The following is a 19,571-nucleotide window of genomic DNA, read 5'->3' on the forward strand; positions in this document are numbered from 1 at the left end:
ACGGCCGGGACGGGCCTCAGCTCGCCGGCGGCACCACGGTCAGCGGGTCCGGCACCGGCTGGACGTCGCCCGCCGCGCTCTCGTAGGCGAAGCCCTCGCGAGCCCAGTACTCGAAGCCGCCGATCATCTCCTTGACCTCGTACCCCTGCCGGGCGAGCTCGAGCGCGGCCTTCGTGGCGCCGTTGCAACCCGGTCCCCAGCAGTAGACGACCACGGGCTTGTCGCGCGGGATCGTCTGCTCCGCGCGGAGGCGGACCTTGCCGCCGGGCAGGTGGATCGCTCCGGGGAGGTGGCCGGCGTCCCACGCCTCGGGCGAGCGGACGTCGACGAGCGTGAAGGGAGCCGGGCCGGCCTTGAGCGCGACGTACACGTCGGAGACGTCGGTCTCGAAGGCGATGCGGCGCTCGAAGTGGGCGACCGCGGCCGCGGTGTCGTAGACAACGGATTCCTGGGAGATCGTCATGACTAGATCGTCGCCGGACGGGCAGCCCTCGCGGGAGGGGCAGGAACGTCTTGGTTCGATAAGATCCTGCCATGCCGGTTGAATCAGGCCCCGCCGCGCTCTCCGCACCCGCCCGTCCGCACCGGATCGCGGCACTGGTCACGGAAGGCATGGCGCCCTTCGAGCTGGGGGCGGTCGTCGAGGTCTTCGGCCTGCCCCGCCCGGAGGTCGACGGGCCCTGGTACGCCCTCGACGTGTGCAGCGACCGCCCGCACACCTCGCTCCGCATGACCGGCGGTTTCACGCTCGTCGCCGAGCACGGCCTGGACGTGCTGGAGGCGGCGGACACCGTGATCGTCCCCGCCGTCGTCGACCCGCGGACCGGTCCCGGGCCCGACGTCGTGGCCGCCCTGCGCGCCGCGCACGCGAACGGCGCGCGCGTCGTGTCGATCTGTTCCGGCGCGTTCGCGCTGGCCGCCGCGGGCCTGCTGGACGGGCGGGAGGCGACCACCCACTGGCGGTACACGGAGCTGCTCGCCGAGCGGTTCCCCGCCGTCAAGGTCCGGCCCGACGTGCTCTACGTCGACCAGGGCGACGTCCTGACCAGCGCGGGCAGTGCGGCGGGCCTCGATCTCTGCCTGCACCTCGTCCGGACCGACCACGGGCCCGCCACGGCGAACGTGGTGGCCCGCCGGCTCGTGATCCCGCCGCACCGCGAGGGCGGCCAGGCGCAGTTCATCGAGACCCCGGTGGCCCCCGCCGGCCCGCGGGACTCCGTCGGGCAGGCCATTGCCTGGGCGCTCGGCCATCTCGCCGAGCCGATCACGGTCGAGGACCTGGCCCGTCACGCCCACATGGCCCCGCGCACGTTCGCGCGCCATTTCACCCGCCGCACCGGTACCTCCCCGATCCGCTGGCTCATCGTTCAGCGCATCCAGGCGAGCCTGCCGCTCCTCGAGGCCGGCGAGTCCGTGACCCGCGCCGCCTCGCTCGTCGGCTTCGACAGCCCCGTCACGTTCCGTCACCATTTCACCCGCACCATCAACACGAGCCCCGCCGCCTACCGCCGCGCCTTCCACGGAGCGCCCGGCGCGCAGCCGGCGGCTGCTACGGTCCTGCGATGAGCGTCCCACCACGCCCTCAGGGCCCGGTCATCCGCCCCTACCGCGCCGAGGACCGCGACGCGGTCGCCGAGATCTGCGTCCGCACCGCCGCCGGCGGCGGCGACGCGCGCGGCATCTACTCCGACGACCTGCTCATGCCCGACGTCTACTGCCTGCCGTACGTCACGTACGCGCCGGATCTCGCGTGGGTCGTGGACGACGACGACACCGTCATCGGCTACGTCGTCGCCGTCGCGGACACGCGCGCCTTCGTCGAGTGGTACGCGCGCGACTGGGCGCCCGGCTTCCGCACCCGGCACCCGGAGCCCGGTGCCATGGGCCGGGACTTCCACTACGGGGAGGACCAGCTCGTCCGCGACGGCGCCGACCCGCAGCGCATGCTCCGCGGGATCACCCCGGACGAACTCGCGGCCTACCCGGCCCACCTCCACATCGACCTGCTGCCGCGGGGCCAGCGCCGCGGGCTGGGCCGCCGCCTGCTCGACACGCTCCGCGCGGAACTGAGCTCCCGCGGCGTCCCCGGCGTCCATCTCGGCATGGACCCCGGCAACACGAACGCCCGGGCCTTCTACGACGCCTACGGCTTCCAGGAGCTCCCGTCCCACCGCCCGGACGTCCCGCTCCTGGGCATCCCCACGAGGTAACCGCAGGACGCCGCTCAGGACCCGCCTGCGGCTGCCGCCTCCGTCCAGGCCCTCCGGACCTGCTCGAACCGGGTCGGCAGCGGCGGGCGGGTCGCCCCGTACCGCGCGTTCGTGCGGTGCACGAACCGCCGCCAGGACAGCACCAGCCCCTGCCGCGTGATCGGCAGACCGCTGGAGACGGTCGTCCCGTTGTCGTGCGTGTGATGCACCGTCAGCAGCAGCGCCCGCGGGACGGACCCCTCCAGCTCCGCCGCCAGTTCCTCCCGGACCGCCATCCAGTGCCGCAGCAGGATCACCACGTCCGGGGTCAGCCGGTGCCTCCGCACCGCCTGGTGCTTCCCGTGGCGCACGGTCGCGGTCCCCTCCCCCGCCCTCGCCGCGTCGGGCCCCAGATCGAGATCCTCCACCCGCATCCGCAGCAGGTCCCCGTACCGCGCCCCCGTGGCCCGCACGAGCCCGGTGATCACCGCAAGCCGGGCCGTCTCGGGCTTCGCCCCGGCCCGCATCGCCTCGCCGGCGAGCTCCCGCCACACCCACTCGGCCTCCTCCAGCGTCACGGGCGGCCTCGGGTACCGGGGCTCGTCCCCGGAATCCCGGGCCCCGGGCGTCAGGGGTTCGTCGGTCACGTCAGTGCTCTCACCAGCCATGGCTGGATCCTACGCTTGGCACACTATTCATTCCAGAGGGTTCCGGTCCCGCCGTCGCATAGGCTCGGCGGGTGCCCCTCCCCAGCACCCTGGCCCGGCCGGTCGACCACGAGATCGTGATCAAGAGGTCCCGGTTCCTCGCGCACGTCGCCCCGGTCGCGGACACCGCCGCGGCCGACGCCGTCGTCGCCCGCCTGCGCAAGCGGTTCTGGGACGCCCGGCACCACTGCGTCGCGATGGTGCTCGGGGTCCGGGCCGATCAGGCCCGCTCGTCGGACGACGGCGAGCCGTCCGGCACCGCGGGCGTGCCCATGCTGGAGGTCCTGAGGCACCGCGACGTGACCGACGTCGTCGCCGTCGTGACCAGGTACTTCGGCGGGGTGAAGCTCGGCGCGGGCGGCCTCGTCCGGGCGTACTCGGGGGCCGTGGCCGAGACCCTGGACCTCGCCCGGAGCTCGGGCGCGATGCTGCGCCGCGAGTTGCTGCAGGAGGTCGAGGTGCCGGTCCCCCACGCCGACGCCGGCCGGTTCGACAACCTCCTGCGGGACTGGGCGGGGACGCACGGCTCGGTCGTCACGGACGCGGTGTACGACGACGTCGCCCGCCTCCGCCTGCTGGTCCCGGCCGCCCAGCTGGAGGCGCTGCGAGCGGACCTCGCCGCGGCGTCGTCGGGCCGCCTGGCGCCCGGCCTCGGCGAGCAGCGCGTCGTGGACGTGCCCGCCTGACCGGGCCGGCGACCCGGTACGAAAATCGGATTCCGCCCGAACCGGCGCGTCCCGGGACCGGTCCCGGCCGACCTGCGGGAAGCTCGCGTCTGGCCCGCTCCCAGGGCGGGCCGGATGCGTCCCTGACGCATGCGGGGGGGCACTGTCCGTAGTCGTTTGCCGAAAGGATTCCCATGAGACGAAGCCACGCTGTCCGGCTGGCCTCGATCACGGCCACCGCGATCGCCACGATCGCCGTGGCCACCACGACGGCGCTGGGCCCGGTGGCCCAGGCCGGCGAGGCCGCCGCCGGATCAGCCGCGTCATCGGGCACGGCCGCCGCCCGTGACACCGCGATCGACTCGACGGTCGCGCCCGTGCTCCGGAACGGCCGGGTGCACACGTACTCGGCCCGCCAGATGGAGCGGGTCGAGGCCCAGGGCGGCGACCCGGAGGTGCTGGCCTACTGGACGCCGGAGCGGATGGCCGAGGCGAAGCCGATCGACGAACCGGGTGACCGGGAGCTCGTCGGCCGGCAGGCCCGGGCGCTCGCGAACCAGCTGGCCCTCGCGGCCACCGCCGAGCCGGTCAGCACCTACAGCGCCCCGGTGGCGCCCCAGGGCGTGCGGCCCATGGCCCGCCGCACGCTGCCGATCAACACCGGCAAGCTGTTCATCGGCGGTTTCGAGAGCGGTTCGTGGTGCTCGGCCGCGGCGATCAACACGGGCTCCAAGCGCGTGCTGATCACGGCGGGCCACTGCGTGCACGAGGGCCCCGGCGGCACCTGGCACCGCAACCTGGTCTTCGTGCCGATGTACCGCGGGCACGCGGACTACCGCGCGCCGTACGGCAAGTTCCAGGTCGCCACGATGCACGCCTTCCAGGGCTGGACGCGCAGCGGGTACTTCAGCCGCGACGTCGCGTTCGCCTCGACGTACCGCAACGACCGGGACCAGCGCCTGGTCGGGGCGGTCGGCGGGAACGGGCTGACCACCGGCGGGTCGTACCGGTTCACGGCGACGATCTTCGGCTACCCGTACAACCTCGACGACGGCCTGCGCATGCAGCGCTGCCGCAAGGAGGTGCACCGGCACGGCGACCGCAGGACGTCGCTCGCGTCGGGCTGCGGGTACGGCCAGGGGTCGTCCGGCGGTCCGTGGCTCTGGCACTACTCGTCGGAGCGCGGCACGGGGTACGCCCGCGGCGTGACGTCGTACGGGCCGCGGAGCGGCTTCAGCTACATCGCGTCGCCGCACTTCGACAGCGCCGTGCGGGACCTGGCGGCCGCGGCGAACCGCGCGTTCTGACCGCGTCCTGACCGCGTGCTGATCACCCGCTGAGCGGGCGGTGGCGCATCACCTGGTCCCAGGTGATGCGCCACTGTCGTTCCCGGCGCCCGCCCGGCGGGCGGCCGCCCGCCCGGATCACTCGATCCCGTCGGCCCCCACCACGGCCCCGTCGGGCACGCGCGCGGGAGCGCCGTCGTCGGGCAGCGACGCCTTGCCGCGCGCGACGACGCCCGCGCCGAACGTCCAGTCCCCGGAGACGGTGAGCGACTCGGCCGTCGCGAGCGACGGCGCGCCGGCCTCGAAGCGGGCCGTGAAGTCGTCGATCAGCTTGTAGTACCGCTTGTCGAGGTCGACCAGCGGAGCCGTCTCGCCGGCCTCGGCGTCGAACGCGGCCGTGAGGCGGAAGTCGTCCGTGAGCTCGTAGACGTCCGAGCGCAGCAGCAGCAGGTCGTTCGTCGTCTTGACGGGCAGGAAGCGGCTGCGCGGCACCTCGATCGCCGTCGCGCCCTCGAACACGCCCACGGCGGCGCCCATGGCCGACTCGATCTGGATCACCGCGGGCGACGTCGCGTCGCTCGGGTCGACCGTCTTCTCGTTGCGAATGAGAGGAAGTTCCAGCACGCCGCCGGTGCGGTCGAGCTCCGCGGCCAGCGCCTCGAGGTCGAACCACAGGTTGTTGGTGTGGAAGTAGGGGTGCCGGGTGGCGTCCAGCGCGTACGCCAGGTCGTCGGGGTGGGTCTGAGCCGTCTCGCGCTGCACGATCCGGCCGTCCGACCTGCGCACCACCAGCTGCCCGCCCTTGACGTCGGCGGGGGTCTTGGCGCACAGCTCCGCGGCGTACGGCGCCCCGGAGGCGGCGAACCAGCCGGCGATGCGGGCGTCCGGCGCGGCGCCGAGGTTGTCCGAGTTGGACACGGACAGGTACCGGAACCCGGCCTCCAGCAGCGCGGTGACGATCCCGTTGGCGTGCAGCGCGGCGTACAGGTCGCCGTGCCCGGGCGGGCACCACTCCAGGGACGGGTCCGCGTCCCAGGCCACGGGCTCGAGCGTGTCGGCGAGCAGCTTCGGCTCGCGGTTCTGCAGGAAGTCCAGGGGCAGGCCGTCGACGGCGAGATCCGGGTAGGCGGCCAGCGCCTCCAGGGTGTCGTCGCTGGTGCGGAACGAGTCCATGAGGACGAGCGGCAGCCGGGCCCCGGTCGCCTCGCGGGCGGCGCGGATCTGCCCGGCGATGACGTCGAGGAAGCTGAGGGTCCGGCCCGAGGCGCCGTCGGCCCGCGGCAGGCTGCGCACGGGCAGCAGGCTCTTGGCGCGGTCCATGCCCATGGAGGTGCCGAGGCCGCCGTTGAGCTTGCAGATCGCGGTCCGGCCGAGGGCGGCGGCCGCCGCGGCGTCGTCGATGTCGAGGTCCGCGTGACGCGGGATGCCGGTGAGGGGCTCGATGTCGTCCTCGCGGATCAGGCCGGTCTCGCCGGAGGTGAGGATTCCGTAGAAGCGCGTGAACGTGTCGACGGCGGCGGGCGCGACGCCCGCCTCGGTCATCTTGTCCCGTGCCTGCTGCAGGCCGTGCGGCTGTGCGGTCGCGTCGCTCATGGGGCCCAGATTATGCGAACGGGACAGCCCGGCGGGTGTGATCTCAGGCGAACCTGCCGGGATCCCCCGCCCCCTCCCGGACGATCTGCGGGTACCCCTCGGACCAGTCCACGACGGTGGTGGGCTCCGGCCCCGAGGTCCGCCCGTCGTCGAGCACGATGTCGACGGCGCCGTCGAGCGCGGCGGCGGCCGCGATCCCGTCCGTCAGCGGCTCGGTCTCGCCGGGCAGGATGAGCGTGGAGGACAGCAGCGGCTCCCCCAGCTCCCGCAGCAGGGCCGCCACGACGCGATGGTCCGGGATCCGCACCCCGACGCTCTTCTTCTTCGGGTGCGCCAGCCGCCGCGGCACCTCGGCGGTCGCGGGCAGGATGAACGTGTACGGCCCGGGGGTGGCGGCCTTGATCGCGCGGAACGCGCTGTTGTCGAGCTTGACGAGCTGGCCGAGCTGCGCGAAGTCCGCGCACACGAGCGTGTAGTGGTGCCGGGCGTCGAGCCGCCGGATGTCGCGGATGCGTCCGACGGCCTCCGTGTTCCCGACGGCGGCGCCGAGGGCGTACCCGGAGTCGGTGGGATACGCGACCAGGCCGCCCTCGCGCACGACGGCGACGGTCTGCGCGATGGACCGGGGCTGCGGGTCGTCGGGGTGGACCTCGAGGTAGCGTGCCATGGACCGACGCTACCGGAGGTCAGCGAAATCTTCAGGCGCCGAGCGCCCGCCGCAGCTCCGCCTCCGACGCGTTCCCGCCGGAGCAGACGACGGCGACCCGCTGCCCCGCGAAGATCGCCGGATGCCGCACGACGGCGGCCAGCGCGGCGGCCCCCGCACCCTCGGCGACGGTGTGCGCCGCGGTGAGGAAGTGGCGCTGGGCGGCGGCGATCTCGTCGTCGGACACGAGCAGGAAGTCCGTCAGGTGCTCGCGCAGGACCGCCTGGGTGAACTCGAACCCGGTGCCGGTGGCCAGCCCTTCGGCGCGCGTGCCGACGGGCCGGCGGACGATCTCGCGGGCGCGCCAGGAGTCGTGCGCGGCGGGGGCGGCGTCGGACTGCACGCCGTACACCCGCACGTGCGGCGCGAGCGCGGCGGCGACGACGCAGGCGGCGACCGCCCCGGAGCCGCCGCCGACGGGGACGACGATCGCGTCGAGCCCGGGTTCCTGCCGCAGCAGCTCGAGGTAGGCGGTCCCGACGCCGGCGACGAGCGCGGGCTCGTTCGCGACCTCCACGAGCCGCGCCCCGGAGGCCGCGGCGAGCTCGGCGGCGTGCGCCCCCGCCTCGGCGAGGGACTCCCCCGCCAGCACCAGGCTCGCCCCGAGCCGCTCCACGGCCCGCACCTTGACCGGGTTGGGCTCCGGCGGACCCGCGGGCATGACGATCGTGGCCGGCGTCCCGGTGTGCCGGGCGGCGTAGGCCTGTGCCTGCGCGTGGTTCCCGGTGGAGTAGGCGACGACGCCGCGGGCGCGTTCGCCCTCGGGTATCGACAGGTGCAGGTTGAGCGCGCCGCGCACCTTGAACGCGCTGGTGTGCTGCAGGTTCTCGTGCTTGACGACGACGTTCGCGCCGGTGAGCGCGTCGAGCTCGCCGTACGACGACGCCGGGGTGCGGACCACGAGCGGTTCGATGCGGCGGTGGGCGGCCAGGACGTCGTCGAACCCGATGCCGTTGCCGGCCGCCGTACCTGCCACCTGGTCCTTCGTCTGTTCCACAGTCATGGGAACCACATTGCCCTCCCATGAACCCATAGGTCCAATACGAGTATTCGCGAGGAAACATAGCCTCAGCCGATGAGATGGGCGTAGGCTGGTCGCATGCCCGCAGATCTTGACCTGACGCGGCTCCGCGTGCTCGCGGCCGTCGCCCGCACCGGCTCCGTCACCGCCGCCGCCCGCGAGCTGGGCTACGCGCAGCCGTCGGTCAGCCACCACCTCGCCCGCCTCGAGACCGAGGCCGGCATCCCCCTGTTGCAGCGCGCCGGGCGCGGCGTCCGCCTCACCGAGGCCGGGCGGCTGCTCGCCGACCGCGCCGAGGAGATCCTCGCCCGCGTGGACGGCGCCGCCCGCGAGCTGGAGGCGCTCGCCGAGCTCCGCGCCGGCCGCGCCCGCCTCGCCGCGTTCCCGTCGGCGCTGGCCACGATCATCCCGGCCGCGGTCGCCACGCTCCGCGCGGACCATCCCGGGCTCGCCGTCGGCCTGCTGGAGGCCGAGCCGCCCGAGGCGGTGGACGCGCTGCGCGCCGGGAAGGTCGACGTCGCGCTCGTCTTCGAGCACACCGACGTCGCGCACACCCGCACCATCGAGGACCTGTCCCGCTTCGAGGTGACCGACGTCTTCGACGAGCCCGTGCACCTGGTGCAGGCCGCCCGCGACGCCCCGCCCGGAACGCGCGGCGGCGTGTGCGACGCCCCGGCGCTGGCCACCCTCGCCGACGCCGACTGGATCGCGGGCTGCGAACGATGTCGCGCCGACCTCCTGGCTCGCTGCGCCCAGGCGGGTTTCGCGCCCCGGATCGCCTTCGAGACCGACGACTACGTCGCGATCCAGGCCCTGGTCGCCTCCGGCGCGGGCGTGTCGACCGTGCCCGCCCTGACGCTGCGCGCGCACCGCGACCCCGGCGTCGTCACCGCGCCCCTGCCGGGCGCGATCCGCCGCATCATGGCCCTGACCATCGGCGCCCCGACCCCGCCCGCCCGCGAGCTCATCGACCGGCTCACCGCCGTCGGGCGGCGGTTCGCCGACGAGGACGCGCTCGCCGCGCTTGTGTGACCGTCTCGTAAACAGGTTTTGGCCGGAAGCGATATGTCTGCCGCAGTCCTTTTTTTCGGGGTGTGATCATGGCAACATCAAGGGGTGCAGCTGATCCGCGAGTTCACCCCGGCCGCGTTCGACTTCGCCATGGCCTCGTGGAGTTGGCTCGGGATCACGGATCACGTGCCCCGGTTCGCCACCTGCTTCGGTGACATGTTCCTCGAGTCACCCGCCGGGTGGTGGTTCCTCGACACGGTCGAGGGCTCGCTGGAACTGCGCTGGCGCACCATGAACGAGATGTTCGCGGATCTCAAGACGGCCGACGGCCGCGCCGAGTACCTCCTGGAGGACACCCTCGGCCAGGCGGCGGAACGCGGCATGTCGCTCGCCGGCGACGAGGTCTTCGCCTTCATCCCCGCCCCCGCGATCACCGGCACGATGGACCCGGACAACCTGACCCCGCTGCGCTTCGCGATCGCGGCGAGCCTCGCGGGGCGGATCCACCAGGAGCTGCGGCTCGCGGCCCGCGCGCTCCCGGCGGCGCCCACGCCGGTGCCGCCGCCCGTGGCGGCGCCGCCGAGCGCAGGCGGCTACCCGGCCCCCGCCCACGTGCCGGCCCACCAGGTGAGCACCTACCGGCCGCCCGCCCCCGTACCCGCGGGGCAGGTACCGGGCCACCACGCGCCCCCGCTGCCCGCGGAGCCCGAGCCCGTCTCGCCGCGCCGCTACGCCTCCGGCCCGACCCCGGCGGTTCCCGCGGCGGCCGTTCCCGCGGCGGCCGCGGCGCGGCCCGCCCGGCGCTACGACAACCCGGCCCCGTACGACACCCCGCCGCCGCTGCCCGCCTGGGCGCCGCCGTCGCACGTCCCGCCGGAGACCACCCTCACGGGCTCCTACCCGGCGACCCGGAACCCGGCACCGCCGGAACCGGGCCCGGCCCCCGCGCGCCGGGCCCGGCACTTCGCCTGACGGGCCACGCCCCCTCCCGGCCGGCGTTCCCGCTCGCCGGACCGGCACGGCCCGTCAGACCAGCGACTCGCGCCACGCCGCGTGCAGCCCGGCGAACCGCCCGCCGCCCGCGATCAGCTCGGCCGGCGTCCCGTCCTCGATCACCTCGCCGTGCTCCAGCACGAGCACCCGGTCGGCGATCTCCACGGTGGACAGGCGGTGCGCGATGATGATCGCGGTCCGGTCCGCGAGCAGCGTGGCCAGCCCTCGCTGCACGAGCCGCTCGGACGGCAGGTCGAGGGACGACGACGCCTCGTCGAGCACGAGCACCGTCGGATCGGCCAGGAACGCCCGCGCGAACGACAGCAGCTGCCGCTGCCCCGCCGAGACCCGCCCGCCGCGCTTGTTCACGTCCGTGTCGTAGCCGTCCGGCAGCGCCGTGACGAACTCGTGGGCCCCCACGGCCCGGGCGGCGGCCTCGATCTCGCCGGGCGTCGCGTCCGGCCGCCCGAGCGCGATGTTCTCCGCGACCGAGCCGCTGAACAGGTACGCCTCCTGCGTCACCATGACCACGTGCCGCCGCAGGTCCGGGGAGGCGACGTCGCGCAGGTCGTGGCCGTCGAGCAGCACGCGCCCGCCGGACGGGTCGTAGAAGCGGGTGACGAGCTTGGCGATCGTCGACTTGCCGGCGCCCGTCGTGCCCACCAGCGCCACCGTCTGCCCGGCGGGGATGGTCAGGTCGAGGCCCGGCAGCACCACGGGGCCGTCCCCGTACCCGAACCGCACGTGCTCCAGCCGCAGCTCGCCGCGGGCGCGGGTGAACGCGGCGGGGCGCTCGGGCTCGACGACGGTGGGTTCCTCCGCGAGCAGCCCGGACACCTTCTCCAGCGCCGCGGCCGCCGACTGGAACCCGTTGTAGAACATGCCGATCTGCTGGATCGGCTGGAAGAACCGCTTCACGTACAGCAGCACCGCCACGAGCACGCCCACCGCGAGCGAGCCGGTCAGCGCCCGCCAGCCGCCCACGGCCAGCGCCGCGGTCACCGTCAGGTTGCCGATGAGCAGAAGCCCGGGATGGAACCGCCCGTTGATCCCGAAGATCCGCAGGTTGGCGTCGCGGTAGGACTCGCCGATGCCGTCGTAGTCGCGTTCGGTGGTGGCCTGGCGGTTGAACGCGGCCACGGCCCGGATCCCGGTCATCGTCTCGACGAACTTCACGATCAGCCGGGCGGACCAGGTGCGCTGCTCCCGGTAGGCGAGCTGGGAGTGCCGCTGGAACCAGCGCACCAGCAGCCACGCCGGCACGAGCCCGACGGCCAGCACGGCCCCCGAGACCGGGTCCTGGAGCGTCAGCGCGACCGCCGTGAACAGCATGACCAGCAGCGACGAGATCACGCCGACCAGCCCGCCGTCGAGCAGCTCGCGCAGCGCCTCCAGGTCGCTCGTCTGCCGGGAGATGATCCTGCCCGACGTGTACGACTCGTGGAACTCCAGGCTGAGCCGCTGCGTCTGCCGGAACACGCGGCGCCGCAGCTCCAGGAGCACGTCCTGCGCGACGCGCGCCGCGACCCGCCGGTAGGCGCCGATCGTCAGCCCCGCGACGACGGCGGCGAGCAGGTACGCACCGCCGATCACCGCCAGCGGCACGACGTCGTCGGGCAGCGCGGGAAGCGCCCGGTCGATCGCGAGCGACACGAGCCACGGCCCGGCGACCTGCGCCGCGGTCGAGGCCGTGACGAGCACGGCGGCCCAGGCCAGGGTGCGTGCGTGCGGGCGCAGCAGCTCGCGCAGCAGCGCGAGCGAGCGCGCCCGGACGGCGCGGGAGGTGGATCGGTCGAGGCGGGTCTCGTCGTCCCGTCCGGCGTCGAGGGGCCGGCGGCGGGCTGTCTCCGGGGTGCTGCCCGGCTCCGGGCCGGGCTCCGGGGTCGTCTCCGTGGTGGTCGTCGGCGCGGTCATGCGCTCACCTCCTGGTCCCCGGCGGCCTGACGGCTTCCCGGGTGCTCGTGGGTCTCGTAGTCCTCCTCCAGGCTGGAGATGACGTGCCGGTAGTGCGCGCTCGTGGCGAGCAGCTCGGCGTGCGGGCCGACGGCGGTGATGCGCCCGTCCTCCAGCACGGCGACGCGGTCGGCCAGCGCCACGGTGGAGGGCCGGTGGGCGATCACCAGCGTCGTCGTGGTGGCGAGCACCTCGGCGAGCCGGGCGGTGACCGCTTCCTCGGTGGTGACGTCGAGCGCGGACAGCGGGTCGTCGAGCACGAGCACCGCGGGCCGCGCCGCGATCGCGCGCGCCAGGGCGAGCCGCTGCCGCTGCCCGCCGGACAGAGACAGCCCCTCCTCGCCGATCCGGGTGCCGGTGCCGTCCGGCAGGTCGTGCACGAACCCGGCCTGGGCGACCTCCAGAGCCTCGTGCAGGCGGCGGTCGCGCTCGGCGGCGGGGACGTCGTCGGGCACGCCGAGCAGCACGTTCTCGGCGACCGACGCCGAGAACAGCGTGGGGTCCTCGAACGCGACGGCGACGTGCCGCCGCACGTCGGCGCGGGTCAGGTCCCGCACGTCGACGCCGTCGAGCAGCACCTGCCCGCCGGTGACGTCGTAGATCCGCGGCACGAGCATGGCGAGCGACGACTTGCCGGAGCCGGTCAGGCCCACCAGGGCCGTCGTCGTCCCGGGCGGGAGGTCGAGGTCGACGCCGTGCAGGATCGCGCCGCGGGGGCGGGCGTCGTCGTCGTCGGGCAGCACCGCGTCGGGATACGTGAAGGTCACGTTCCGGAGCCTGACCTCGCCGGTGATCTCCGCGGGGAGCGTGACGGGGCGTTCCGGGTCGGCCAGCGCCGGGACCGTCTCCATGACCTCGAAGTACCGGTCGACGGCGGTCCGCGCGTTGAGCGTCATGGACAGGGACATGCCGAGGTCCGCGACGGGGCCGCTGACGACGGCCGCGGTGGCGAAGAACAGGACGAGGTCGCCGACCGTCATCTGGCCGGTGCCCGCGAGCCACACCCCGAGGATCAGGCAGGCACCCAGCGTGACCTCGGGGATCAGGGTGAGGGACGTCATCAGGCCGGCGTCGACGGAGGCCTTGCGGAGCTCGGTGCGGCGCAGGCGGTCGGCCTGGCCGGTGAAGGAGCTCAGGGCGTCGTGGCCGCGGCCGAACGCCTTGAGGACGCGGATGCCGTGCACGGACTCCTCGACGGTGTTGGCGAGGTCGCCGGACTGGTCCTGGCTGAGCCGCGAGATGACGCGGTAGCGGCGGGAGAAGCGGAACACGATGACGACGACGGGGATCGCGCCCGCGAGGTAGACCAGGCCCAGCCAGCCGGCGGTGACCACGAGGACGGCGACGCCGACCGCGATCGTGCACACGTTCAGCACCACCTGCAGCAGGCCGAAGATGAGCCAGCGGCGCAGCAGGCCGAGGTCCCCCATGATCCGGGACAGGAGCTGCCCGCCGGGCCAGCGGTCGTGGAACGCGGCGGGCAGGTCCTGCAGGTGGCGGAACATGGCCATGCGCATCGTGTGCTCGACGCGCGTGCCGGGGAACATCACGAGGGTGCGCCGCAGCGCGACCAGGCCGGCCTCGGCGAGGCCGAACGCGAGGACGAGGGCGACGGACCAGGCGAGGCCGGCCCAGTCGCGGGCGGCGAGCCCCTCGGTGAGCGGGCCGTCGACGACGTACTGCAGGACGTGCGGGATGGCGAGGGCCGCGAGGCTGGCGCCGAGCGCCGAGAGCAGCCCTCCGGCCAGGCGCGGGATCGCCGGGCGGACGTAGGGGCCGAGACGTCGAAACGATGCGAACGTGGACAGGGAGGAGCCTGCTGGGTAAGTGGGGTGCATCGATCCCATTATCTCACCCGGGGCCGTTCGGGTGCCTGGGGCGAGCAGTTTCGCGCACGGCGTCCCAGGAACTGGGACCGGGTGCTGCGCGCGAGGTGGGCGCTGCGCGCTTGGCACACTTTTCACGCGACCGCCCAGTCGGTGGCCGGCCACCCCGGTGGCCGGCCGATCAGTCGCCCGGGACCTCCGGGACCTCGTCGTCCGACGCCGCGTCCAGGACCCGCACCGCGTCGTCGGGCAGCACCAGCTCCATGGCCGCGAGCGCCTCGTCGAGCTGCCCGACGGTGCTGCCGCCGAGGATGGGGCGGATGCCGTGGGCGGTGAGCCAGGCGAGGACGGTCTGGCTGCGGGTGGCGCCGAGTTCGCGGGCGACGTGGTCGAGGGCGGCGAGGCGGGCGGTGGTGCCGGGGTGGTCGAAGGCGTGGGGGAATCGTTTGGCGGGGTTGTCGTAGGCGCCGGACTGGAGCGGGGTGTAGGCCCAGGTGTCGAGGTCGTCGGTGCGGGCGAGGTCGAGGTGTTCGTCGTTGAGCCAGGTGTAGGGGTGGGCTTGCGGGAGGGGTGTGCCGCCGCGGGGCTGGACGTAGGTGTACCAGTGCTGGAGGGCGGTGACGGGTTCGAGGTCGTGGGCGAGGGCGTGGGCGCGGGCGCGTTCGATGCGCCAGGCGGGGTGGTTGGAGAGGCCGATGCGGCGGGTGGTGCCGTCGGTGACGAGTTCGGCGCAGGCTTCGGCGGTGTGGGTGACGGGGACGGTGCGGTCTTCCATGTGGGCCCAGGCGAGGTCGACGTGGTCGACGCCGAGTCGCCGGAGGCTGGAGGTGAGCTGGGTGCGGATGGCGGTGCGGGAGAGGCCGGTGCGGGTGGCGGGCCATTGGCCGGGGACGCGGGGTTCGGCGCCGAACTTGGTGGAGATCTTGATGCGGTCGCGCATGCCGGGGCGTGCGGCGAGCCAGTGCCCGAGGACGTCTTCGCTCTGGCCGCCGTGTCCGGTGTCGCTGTCCCAGAAGGCGTAGCAGTCGGCGGTGTCGATCCATTCGCCGCCGGCGTCGGTGAAGCGGTCGAGGAGGGCGAAGGAGGTGGGGGTGTCGACGGTGGTGCCGAAGCGCATGGCGCCGAGGACGAGGCGCGCGGCGGGCGGGGCGTCGTTCGTGGTCATGGCTGTACGACATCATCTGGAGCGGGCTCCAGGTCAAGGGCATGATCGGGGTATGACGACCTACTCCCCCGCCGAGGCGTCCGCGGCCTCGGGTTTCAGCATCGACACGCTGCGGTACTACGAGAAGGAGGGGATCCTGCGGCCGGTGGCGCGGACGGGTTCCGGGCGCCGGGCGTACTCGGACGCCGATCTGGGCTGGCTGGATCTGGTGCGGTGCCTGCGGGACACGGGGATGCCGATCGCGGCGCTGAAGCGGTACGCGGAGTTGTCGGCGGACGCGGCGACCCTGGGTGAGCGGCTGGCCCTGCTGGAGGCGCACGACGCGTCGGTGCAGGCGTCGATCGACGCGCTGCTGGCTCAGCAGGGGCAGATCAGGGAGAAGATCGCGTGGTACCGGGAGCAGGGGGTGCGGTCGGGGGCCCTCCCGGCGTAGCGGCGCTGTTTCTGGCCGGACCGGGTTGTCTGTGGAGGAATCTGCTATCCACAGATTTCGCCATCCGATGGCATCTCGTACGGATGTTCGATAGCGTGCCGGGGAGGCGCCGGAAGGGCGCCGAGGTGTCCGACGACGACACGGCGGGCCATGACACATCAGCGCACGGCCGGGACGGCAGGGGGGTGACCAGCGATGACCGAGGGCAGCATGACCGAGGGCAGCACTGCGGACCTGCCTGTGGACCTGCCTGCCGACCCGCGCGTGATCGGCGAGCTCCTGGGCCGGCTGGAGCGGCTCACCACCGAGCTGGTCGCGGCCGCGGGGCCCCGGGCGCTGGGGCAGGCCGCCTGGAGCACCGACCCGGCCGGCACGAGCCTGCTGGCCGGCGCGTCGGCCCGGCTGCGGGCGGCCGTGCACCGGCTCGACGTGCTGCGGCAGGGCTTGCTCCCGCTGATCGACCAGGCGGGCCTGTGGGCCACGACCGGCGCACGCACGTTCGCGAGCTGGCTCGCCGCGACCGAGAACGTCCGGCCCGCCACAGCGCGGCGCGACGTCCGCGTGGGCAGGGTGCTGCGCGAGGACCTGCCCTCGGCGCGCGATGCCGCGCTGGCGGGCCGGGTGGGCCCGGACCAGCTGCGCGACCTCGTGGACCTGGCCCCCACCAGCGCGGTGCGCAGGGCGGCCCTCGGCGCCGCGGCGTACGACGAGCCGTTCGGCCCGCCACCGGGCGGAGGCCGAACCCCTGAGGGCGCGCCGCCGGGCGCGGGCACCGGGCTGGACGCGGGCACGGGGGCCGACGCGGGCACGGGGGCCGCGGCCCCCGCCGCCTCCGGCCGTGTGCCGACCTGGGAGGAACAGCTGGTCGAATGGGCGGGCGAGCGGAAGGCCAAGGACCTGCGCGGTCTCGTGAGGTACTGGGCCGCCCGGGCCGACCCGGACGCGGACGAGCGCGGCCACCGCAAGGCGCAGGACAAGGAACACCTCGACGTGTCCGCGACGCTGGACGGGTTCCACGTCCGGGGCTTCCTCACCCCGGAGCACGGCATCCTCGTGAACACCGCCCTGGCCTCGGTCACCGGCGCACCCGCCGCCGAGGACCACCGCACGCCCGGGCAGCGCCGCGCCCAGGGCCTCGCGGACCTGGCCCGCACCGCCCTCGACAACGGGCACACCGGCACCGGCGCGGCCGTCCGCCCCCACCTGAACGTCACCGTCTCGTGGACGGAATTCTCCCGTCTGGCCCGGACCAGCGGCCCCGTGGCCCAGGGCCGACCCGGAGCCGGCGAGCGCCACGGCGACGGCTACGGCAACGCCCCGGGGACGGCCCTTCCCCCTCACCCGACGGCTCTGAACCCGGCGACCTTTACCGGCACCGGCCGGCCCGTGCCCGCGAGCCTGCTGGCCCGCATCGCCTGCGACTGCGAGGTCACCCGGATCGTCTTCGGGCCGGACGGCGCCGTCCTCGACGTCGGCCGCGCCCGGCGGACGGTGACCGGGCAGATGCGCCGCGCGGTCATCGCCCGCGACCGGCACTGCACCTGGCCCGGCTGCCACCAGCCGCCGTCACGCTGCGAGGTGCACCACGCCGTCCGGCACTGGGCCGACGGCGGGGAGACCTCGGTCGCGAACTCCGCCCTGCTGTGCTGGCACCACCACGCCCTGGTGGACCAGCAGCACATCACCATGCGCTGGACCGGCCACCCCACCGGCACGCTCCCGAGCAGCCCCCTCCCGACAGCCGCACCCCACTCCGGCTGGACGTTCACCGACCGCCACGGCAGCACCATCGCCGCACCCGCCACCCTCCCGCTTCCGGGGAACGCCGCACGCACGCAGGCCACAACCGCCACGGGACCCGCGGCAGGCACGGACAACCCGGCAGGCACGACGGCCCCAGCACCTGCCGGGAGCAGGACGGCATCGGTCGCACCAGCGACGACCACCGATCGCCGGGATCCCGCGAACCCCCGGGATCCTGCGAACCCCAGCGGTTCCGGAAACCCCGGCGAATCCGGAAACCCCGGCGAATCCACGGCTCCCTCTGGGCAACGGACCAAGCGGAGCAACCGCCTCACCGGGGTAACGGTCAGCCGACGTCGGTCACGGGATCAGCAGCCACCGCCCGCGCTGGCCGCCCGCGGCGACCTTGGCGTAGGCCGCGGCGGCTTCGTCCAGCGGGGCGGTTCCCGCGACGCGTGGCTCCAGGACGCCGGCGGCGGCCAGTCGCAGCAGGCCGGCCAGGGTCGCGCCGTCCGGGCGGACGCCGACGTCCTGGGTCGTGATCCCGCGCTCGGAGGGCACCGGGCGCGGGGGCAGGACGCCGACGTACGCGCCGCCGTCCCGCACCGCCGCAAGAGCGGCCTCGCGCAGGGCCGCGGCGTCCAGGACGGCGTCGAACGCCGCTCGCCCCGGGATCCCGGTGACGGCTTCCGCCGCGCCGGCACTCGAGCCGGCGGCTGAGCCGGCGGCTGAACCGGCGCGAGTGATGAACGCCGCGTCGGCGCTCCGGCCGAGCCCCGTGACGCGCCAGCCCTCCTGCACCGCGAGCGCCACGGCGAAGCCGCCCACCGCCCCGGCCGCGCCCGTCACGAGGAGGGTGCGTCCGTCGGCGGGTCCGAGCAGGTCCAGGGCCTGGCGTGCGGTCAGCGCGTTGAGCGGGAGGGTGGCGGCGCCCTCGAGGCCGAGGCCGTCCGGGATGCGGGCCGACGACGACGCGGGGACCACCAGGCTCTCGGCATGCGCGCGCACCCGGGCTGCGAGGTCGTGGTGCAGGACGGCCACCTCGTCGCCGACGGCGAAGTCCGTGACGTCGGCGCCCGTCTCGGTGACCGTGCCCGCCGCGTCCCAGCCGAGTCCGACGGTCGGCGGCAGGCCGAACACCGTGCGTCCCGCACCGCTCGTCACGAAGAGGTCGGCGGGGTTGATCGCCGCGGCCGCCACGCGGATCCGCAGGTCGCCTGGGCCCAGTGGCGGCGGGGCGACGTCGGTGACGAACGGTGTGTCGTTGCCCTGCTCGGCGGTGAGTACACGCATGAAAAACATTCCTTCTCTCGGGACGACCGCCGGTTCGACGAGGCGGCCGTCACCCACTATCGGTGCGCTACTCTCCGTCGGGAAGCAGGCACTTTGAAGTGGGAGACGCACCCCGGGGTGCGCCACGGCGGGTGCGCACCGGCCGTCCGCACCGGCCGTCCACCCGCGGCATATACCCGCGGCGCGGACCCGCGGCGTAGACCCACAACATGCACCTGCGGCATGCTCCCGAAGCGCCGGAACGCGACAGGAGATGACGAGAGACGGAGTGCCGGGACCCTCGCCACCGCAACCGCGAGGCCAGCAGAACCAGGAAACCAGGAGACCCACCGATGACTTCGCAGATCATGACGACGCCGGCCACCGCACCGGCCACGACACCGGCTACGCCACCTGCTGCCCCGACGGCAGCCGCGAGCGCCGCGACCGTTCCGGCCGCACGCGGGGCACTGACCACGCCGCACGCACCGGACTCACCCGACGCAGTGGACACAGCGGACGCGCCGTCGCGGACGGCCGCTCCCGCACCCACGGCCGCTCCCGCACCGGACGGCCCTCGTTCGCCGTCGGCCGCCGCTTCGGCGCCGGCCGCCGCATCCCTGCCGGCGGCCCCGCCCGCGCGGCAGCGGTGCGACGTCTTCACCGCGAACTGCCCGAGCCGACGCCTGCTGGACACGATCGGGAACAAGTGGGTGAGCCTGACGATCGTGGCGATCGCGGAGGCGGGCTCCCTGCGGTACTCGGAGCTGGCGGCGCGGATCGACGGGGTGAGCCAGAAGATGCTCACCCAGTCGCTGCGGAACATGGAGCGTGACGGCCTGGTGACGCGCACGGTCACCCCGTCGGTCCCGCTCCGGACCGACTACGCCCTGACGCCGCTCGGCCTCTCGCTCCTGCCGGTGCTGCGGGGTCTGAAGGACTGGGCGGAGGAGCACATGTCCGACGTCGACGCGGCCCGCGAGTCCTACGCCACGGCGCAGGGCTGAG

17 protein-coding genes and 1 pseudogene are annotated in these 19,571 nt (G+C 74.4%); 9 read left to right on the forward strand and 9 right to left on the reverse strand.

Going from position 1 to position 19,571, the window contains the following annotated elements:
- Positions 1–16 precede the first annotated feature (16 nt).
- Complete coding sequence (locus tag ABD208_RS06045; RefSeq protein WP_344100570.1) at positions 17–463, reverse strand: rhodanese-like domain-containing protein; 447 nt, start codon at positions 461–463, stop codon at positions 17–19.
- A 71-nt stretch (positions 464–534) separates the two neighbouring features.
- On the opposite strand from ABD208_RS06045, the gene ABD208_RS06050 reads away from it, so the two are divergent.
- Together ABD208_RS06050 and ABD208_RS06055 are read left to right on the forward strand one after the other, a co-directional pair.
- Complete coding sequence (locus ABD208_RS06050) at positions 535–1,566, forward strand: helix-turn-helix domain-containing protein (protein ID WP_344100572.1); 1,032 nt, start codon at positions 535–537, stop codon at positions 1,564–1,566.
- Positions 1,563–2,210, forward strand: coding sequence for a GNAT family N-acetyltransferase (locus ABD208_RS06055; protein ID WP_344100574.1), 648 nt, complete (start codon positions 1,563–1,565; stop codon positions 2,208–2,210). Before ABD208_RS06050 ends, ABD208_RS06055 begins: the two co-directional genes overlap by 4 nt.
- Positions 2,211–2,224: 14 nt before the next feature.
- Here the strand turns inward: ABD208_RS06055 and ABD208_RS06060 are convergent, their stop codons facing one another.
- Complete coding sequence (locus ABD208_RS06060) at positions 2,225–2,857, reverse strand: tyrosine-type recombinase/integrase (RefSeq protein WP_344100576.1); 633 nt, start codon at positions 2,855–2,857, stop codon at positions 2,225–2,227.
- Positions 2,858–2,928: 71 nt separating this feature from the next.
- On the opposite strand from ABD208_RS06060, the gene ABD208_RS06065 reads away from it, so the two are divergent.
- Positions 2,929–3,582 (forward strand): IMPACT family protein, encoded by a 654-nt coding sequence (locus ABD208_RS06065; protein WP_344100578.1) that lies wholly within the window; start codon positions 2,929–2,931, stop codon positions 3,580–3,582.
- Positions 3,583–3,755: 173 nt separating this feature from the next.
- Positions 3,756–4,868 (forward strand): trypsin-like serine peptidase, encoded by a 1,113-nt coding sequence (locus tag ABD208_RS06070; RefSeq protein WP_344100580.1) that lies wholly within the window; start codon positions 3,756–3,758, stop codon positions 4,866–4,868.
- A gap of 117 nt (positions 4,869–4,985) precedes the next feature.
- On the opposite strand, the gene ABD208_RS06075 is transcribed toward ABD208_RS06070, so the two are convergent.
- Genes ABD208_RS06075 through ABD208_RS06085 form a run of 3 tightly spaced genes read right to left on the reverse strand, consistent with a single transcriptional unit; the run spans position 4,986 to position 8,149 of the window.
- A complete protein-coding gene (locus ABD208_RS06075; protein ID WP_344100582.1) occupies positions 4,986–6,440 on the reverse strand; it encodes a UTP--glucose-1-phosphate uridylyltransferase in 1,455 nt (484 codons plus the stop codon).
- Between the two features lie 43 nt (positions 6,441–6,483).
- Positions 6,484–7,107, reverse strand: a complete 624-nt coding sequence (locus tag ABD208_RS06080) for an L-threonylcarbamoyladenylate synthase (RefSeq protein ID WP_344100584.1) — start codon at positions 7,105–7,107, stop codon at positions 6,484–6,486.
- 31 nt (positions 7,108–7,138) lie between these two features.
- Entirely contained in the window at positions 7,139–8,149 is a 1,011-nt protein-coding gene (locus tag ABD208_RS06085) for a threonine ammonia-lyase (RefSeq protein ID WP_344100586.1), read from the reverse strand.
- 96 nt (positions 8,150–8,245) lie between these two features.
- Here ABD208_RS06085 and ABD208_RS06090 point away from each other — a divergent pair, with 96 nt between their 5' ends.
- A complete protein-coding gene (locus ABD208_RS06090; protein ID WP_344100588.1) occupies positions 8,246–9,199 on the forward strand; it encodes a LysR family transcriptional regulator in 954 nt (317 codons plus the stop codon).
- A gap of 84 nt (positions 9,200–9,283) precedes the next feature.
- The gene (locus ABD208_RS06095; RefSeq protein ID WP_344100589.1) at positions 9,284–10,150 is read left to right on the forward strand and encodes a T6SS immunity protein Tdi1 domain-containing protein; all 867 of its coding nucleotides are present in this window, start codon (positions 9,284–9,286) and stop codon (positions 10,148–10,150) included.
- A gap of 54 nt (positions 10,151–10,204) precedes the next feature.
- On the opposite strand, the gene ABD208_RS06100 is transcribed toward ABD208_RS06095, so the two are convergent.
- The 3 genes from ABD208_RS06100 to ABD208_RS06110 form a co-directional block, all read right to left on the reverse strand.
- Positions 10,205–12,085: an ABC transporter ATP-binding protein gene (locus ABD208_RS06100; RefSeq protein ID WP_344100591.1), complete on the reverse strand. Its 1,881-nt coding sequence runs from the start codon at positions 12,083–12,085 to the stop codon at positions 10,205–10,207.
- Positions 12,082–13,962, reverse strand: a complete 1,881-nt coding sequence (locus tag ABD208_RS06105; RefSeq protein ID WP_344100593.1) for an ABC transporter ATP-binding protein — start codon at positions 13,960–13,962, stop codon at positions 12,082–12,084. Before ABD208_RS06105 ends, ABD208_RS06100 begins: the two co-directional genes overlap by 4 nt.
- Before the next feature lie 169 nt (positions 13,963–14,131).
- Positions 14,132–15,115 carry an aldo/keto reductase gene (locus tag ABD208_RS06110; protein WP_344100595.1) on the reverse strand — a complete coding sequence of 328 codons (984 nt, stop codon included), beginning with the start codon at positions 15,113–15,115 and terminating at the stop codon, positions 14,132–14,134.
- Positions 15,116–15,167: 52 nt separating this feature from the next.
- On the opposite strand from ABD208_RS06110, the gene ABD208_RS06115 reads away from it, so the two are divergent.
- Both ABD208_RS06115 and ABD208_RS06120 read left to right on the forward strand, forming a co-directional pair.
- The gene (locus ABD208_RS06115; RefSeq protein ID WP_344100597.1) at positions 15,168–15,548 is read left to right on the forward strand and encodes a MerR family transcriptional regulator; all 381 of its coding nucleotides are present in this window, start codon (positions 15,168–15,170) and stop codon (positions 15,546–15,548) included.
- Between the two features lie 210 nt (positions 15,549–15,758).
- Positions 15,759–17,066, forward strand: a pseudogene (locus ABD208_RS06120) (DUF222 domain-containing protein); the annotation flags it as partial.
- Positions 17,067–17,651: 585 nt separating this feature from the next.
- On the opposite strand, the gene ABD208_RS06125 reads toward ABD208_RS06120, so the two are convergent.
- Entirely contained in the window at positions 17,652–18,584 is a 933-nt protein-coding gene (locus ABD208_RS06125) for an alcohol dehydrogenase catalytic domain-containing protein (protein ID WP_344100599.1), read from the reverse strand.
- A gap of 332 nt (positions 18,585–18,916) precedes the next feature.
- On the opposite strand from ABD208_RS06125, the gene ABD208_RS06130 reads away from it, so the two are divergent.
- Positions 18,917–19,570, forward strand: a complete 654-nt coding sequence (locus ABD208_RS06130; protein ID WP_344100601.1) for a winged helix-turn-helix transcriptional regulator — start codon at positions 18,917–18,919, stop codon at positions 19,568–19,570.
- The last annotated feature ends 1 nt before the right edge of the window (position 19,571 follow it).

The organism is Myceligenerans crystallogenes (genome assembly GCF_039529775.1).
GTDB lineage: Bacteria > Actinomycetota > Actinomycetes > Actinomycetales > Cellulomonadaceae > Myceligenerans > Myceligenerans crystallogenes.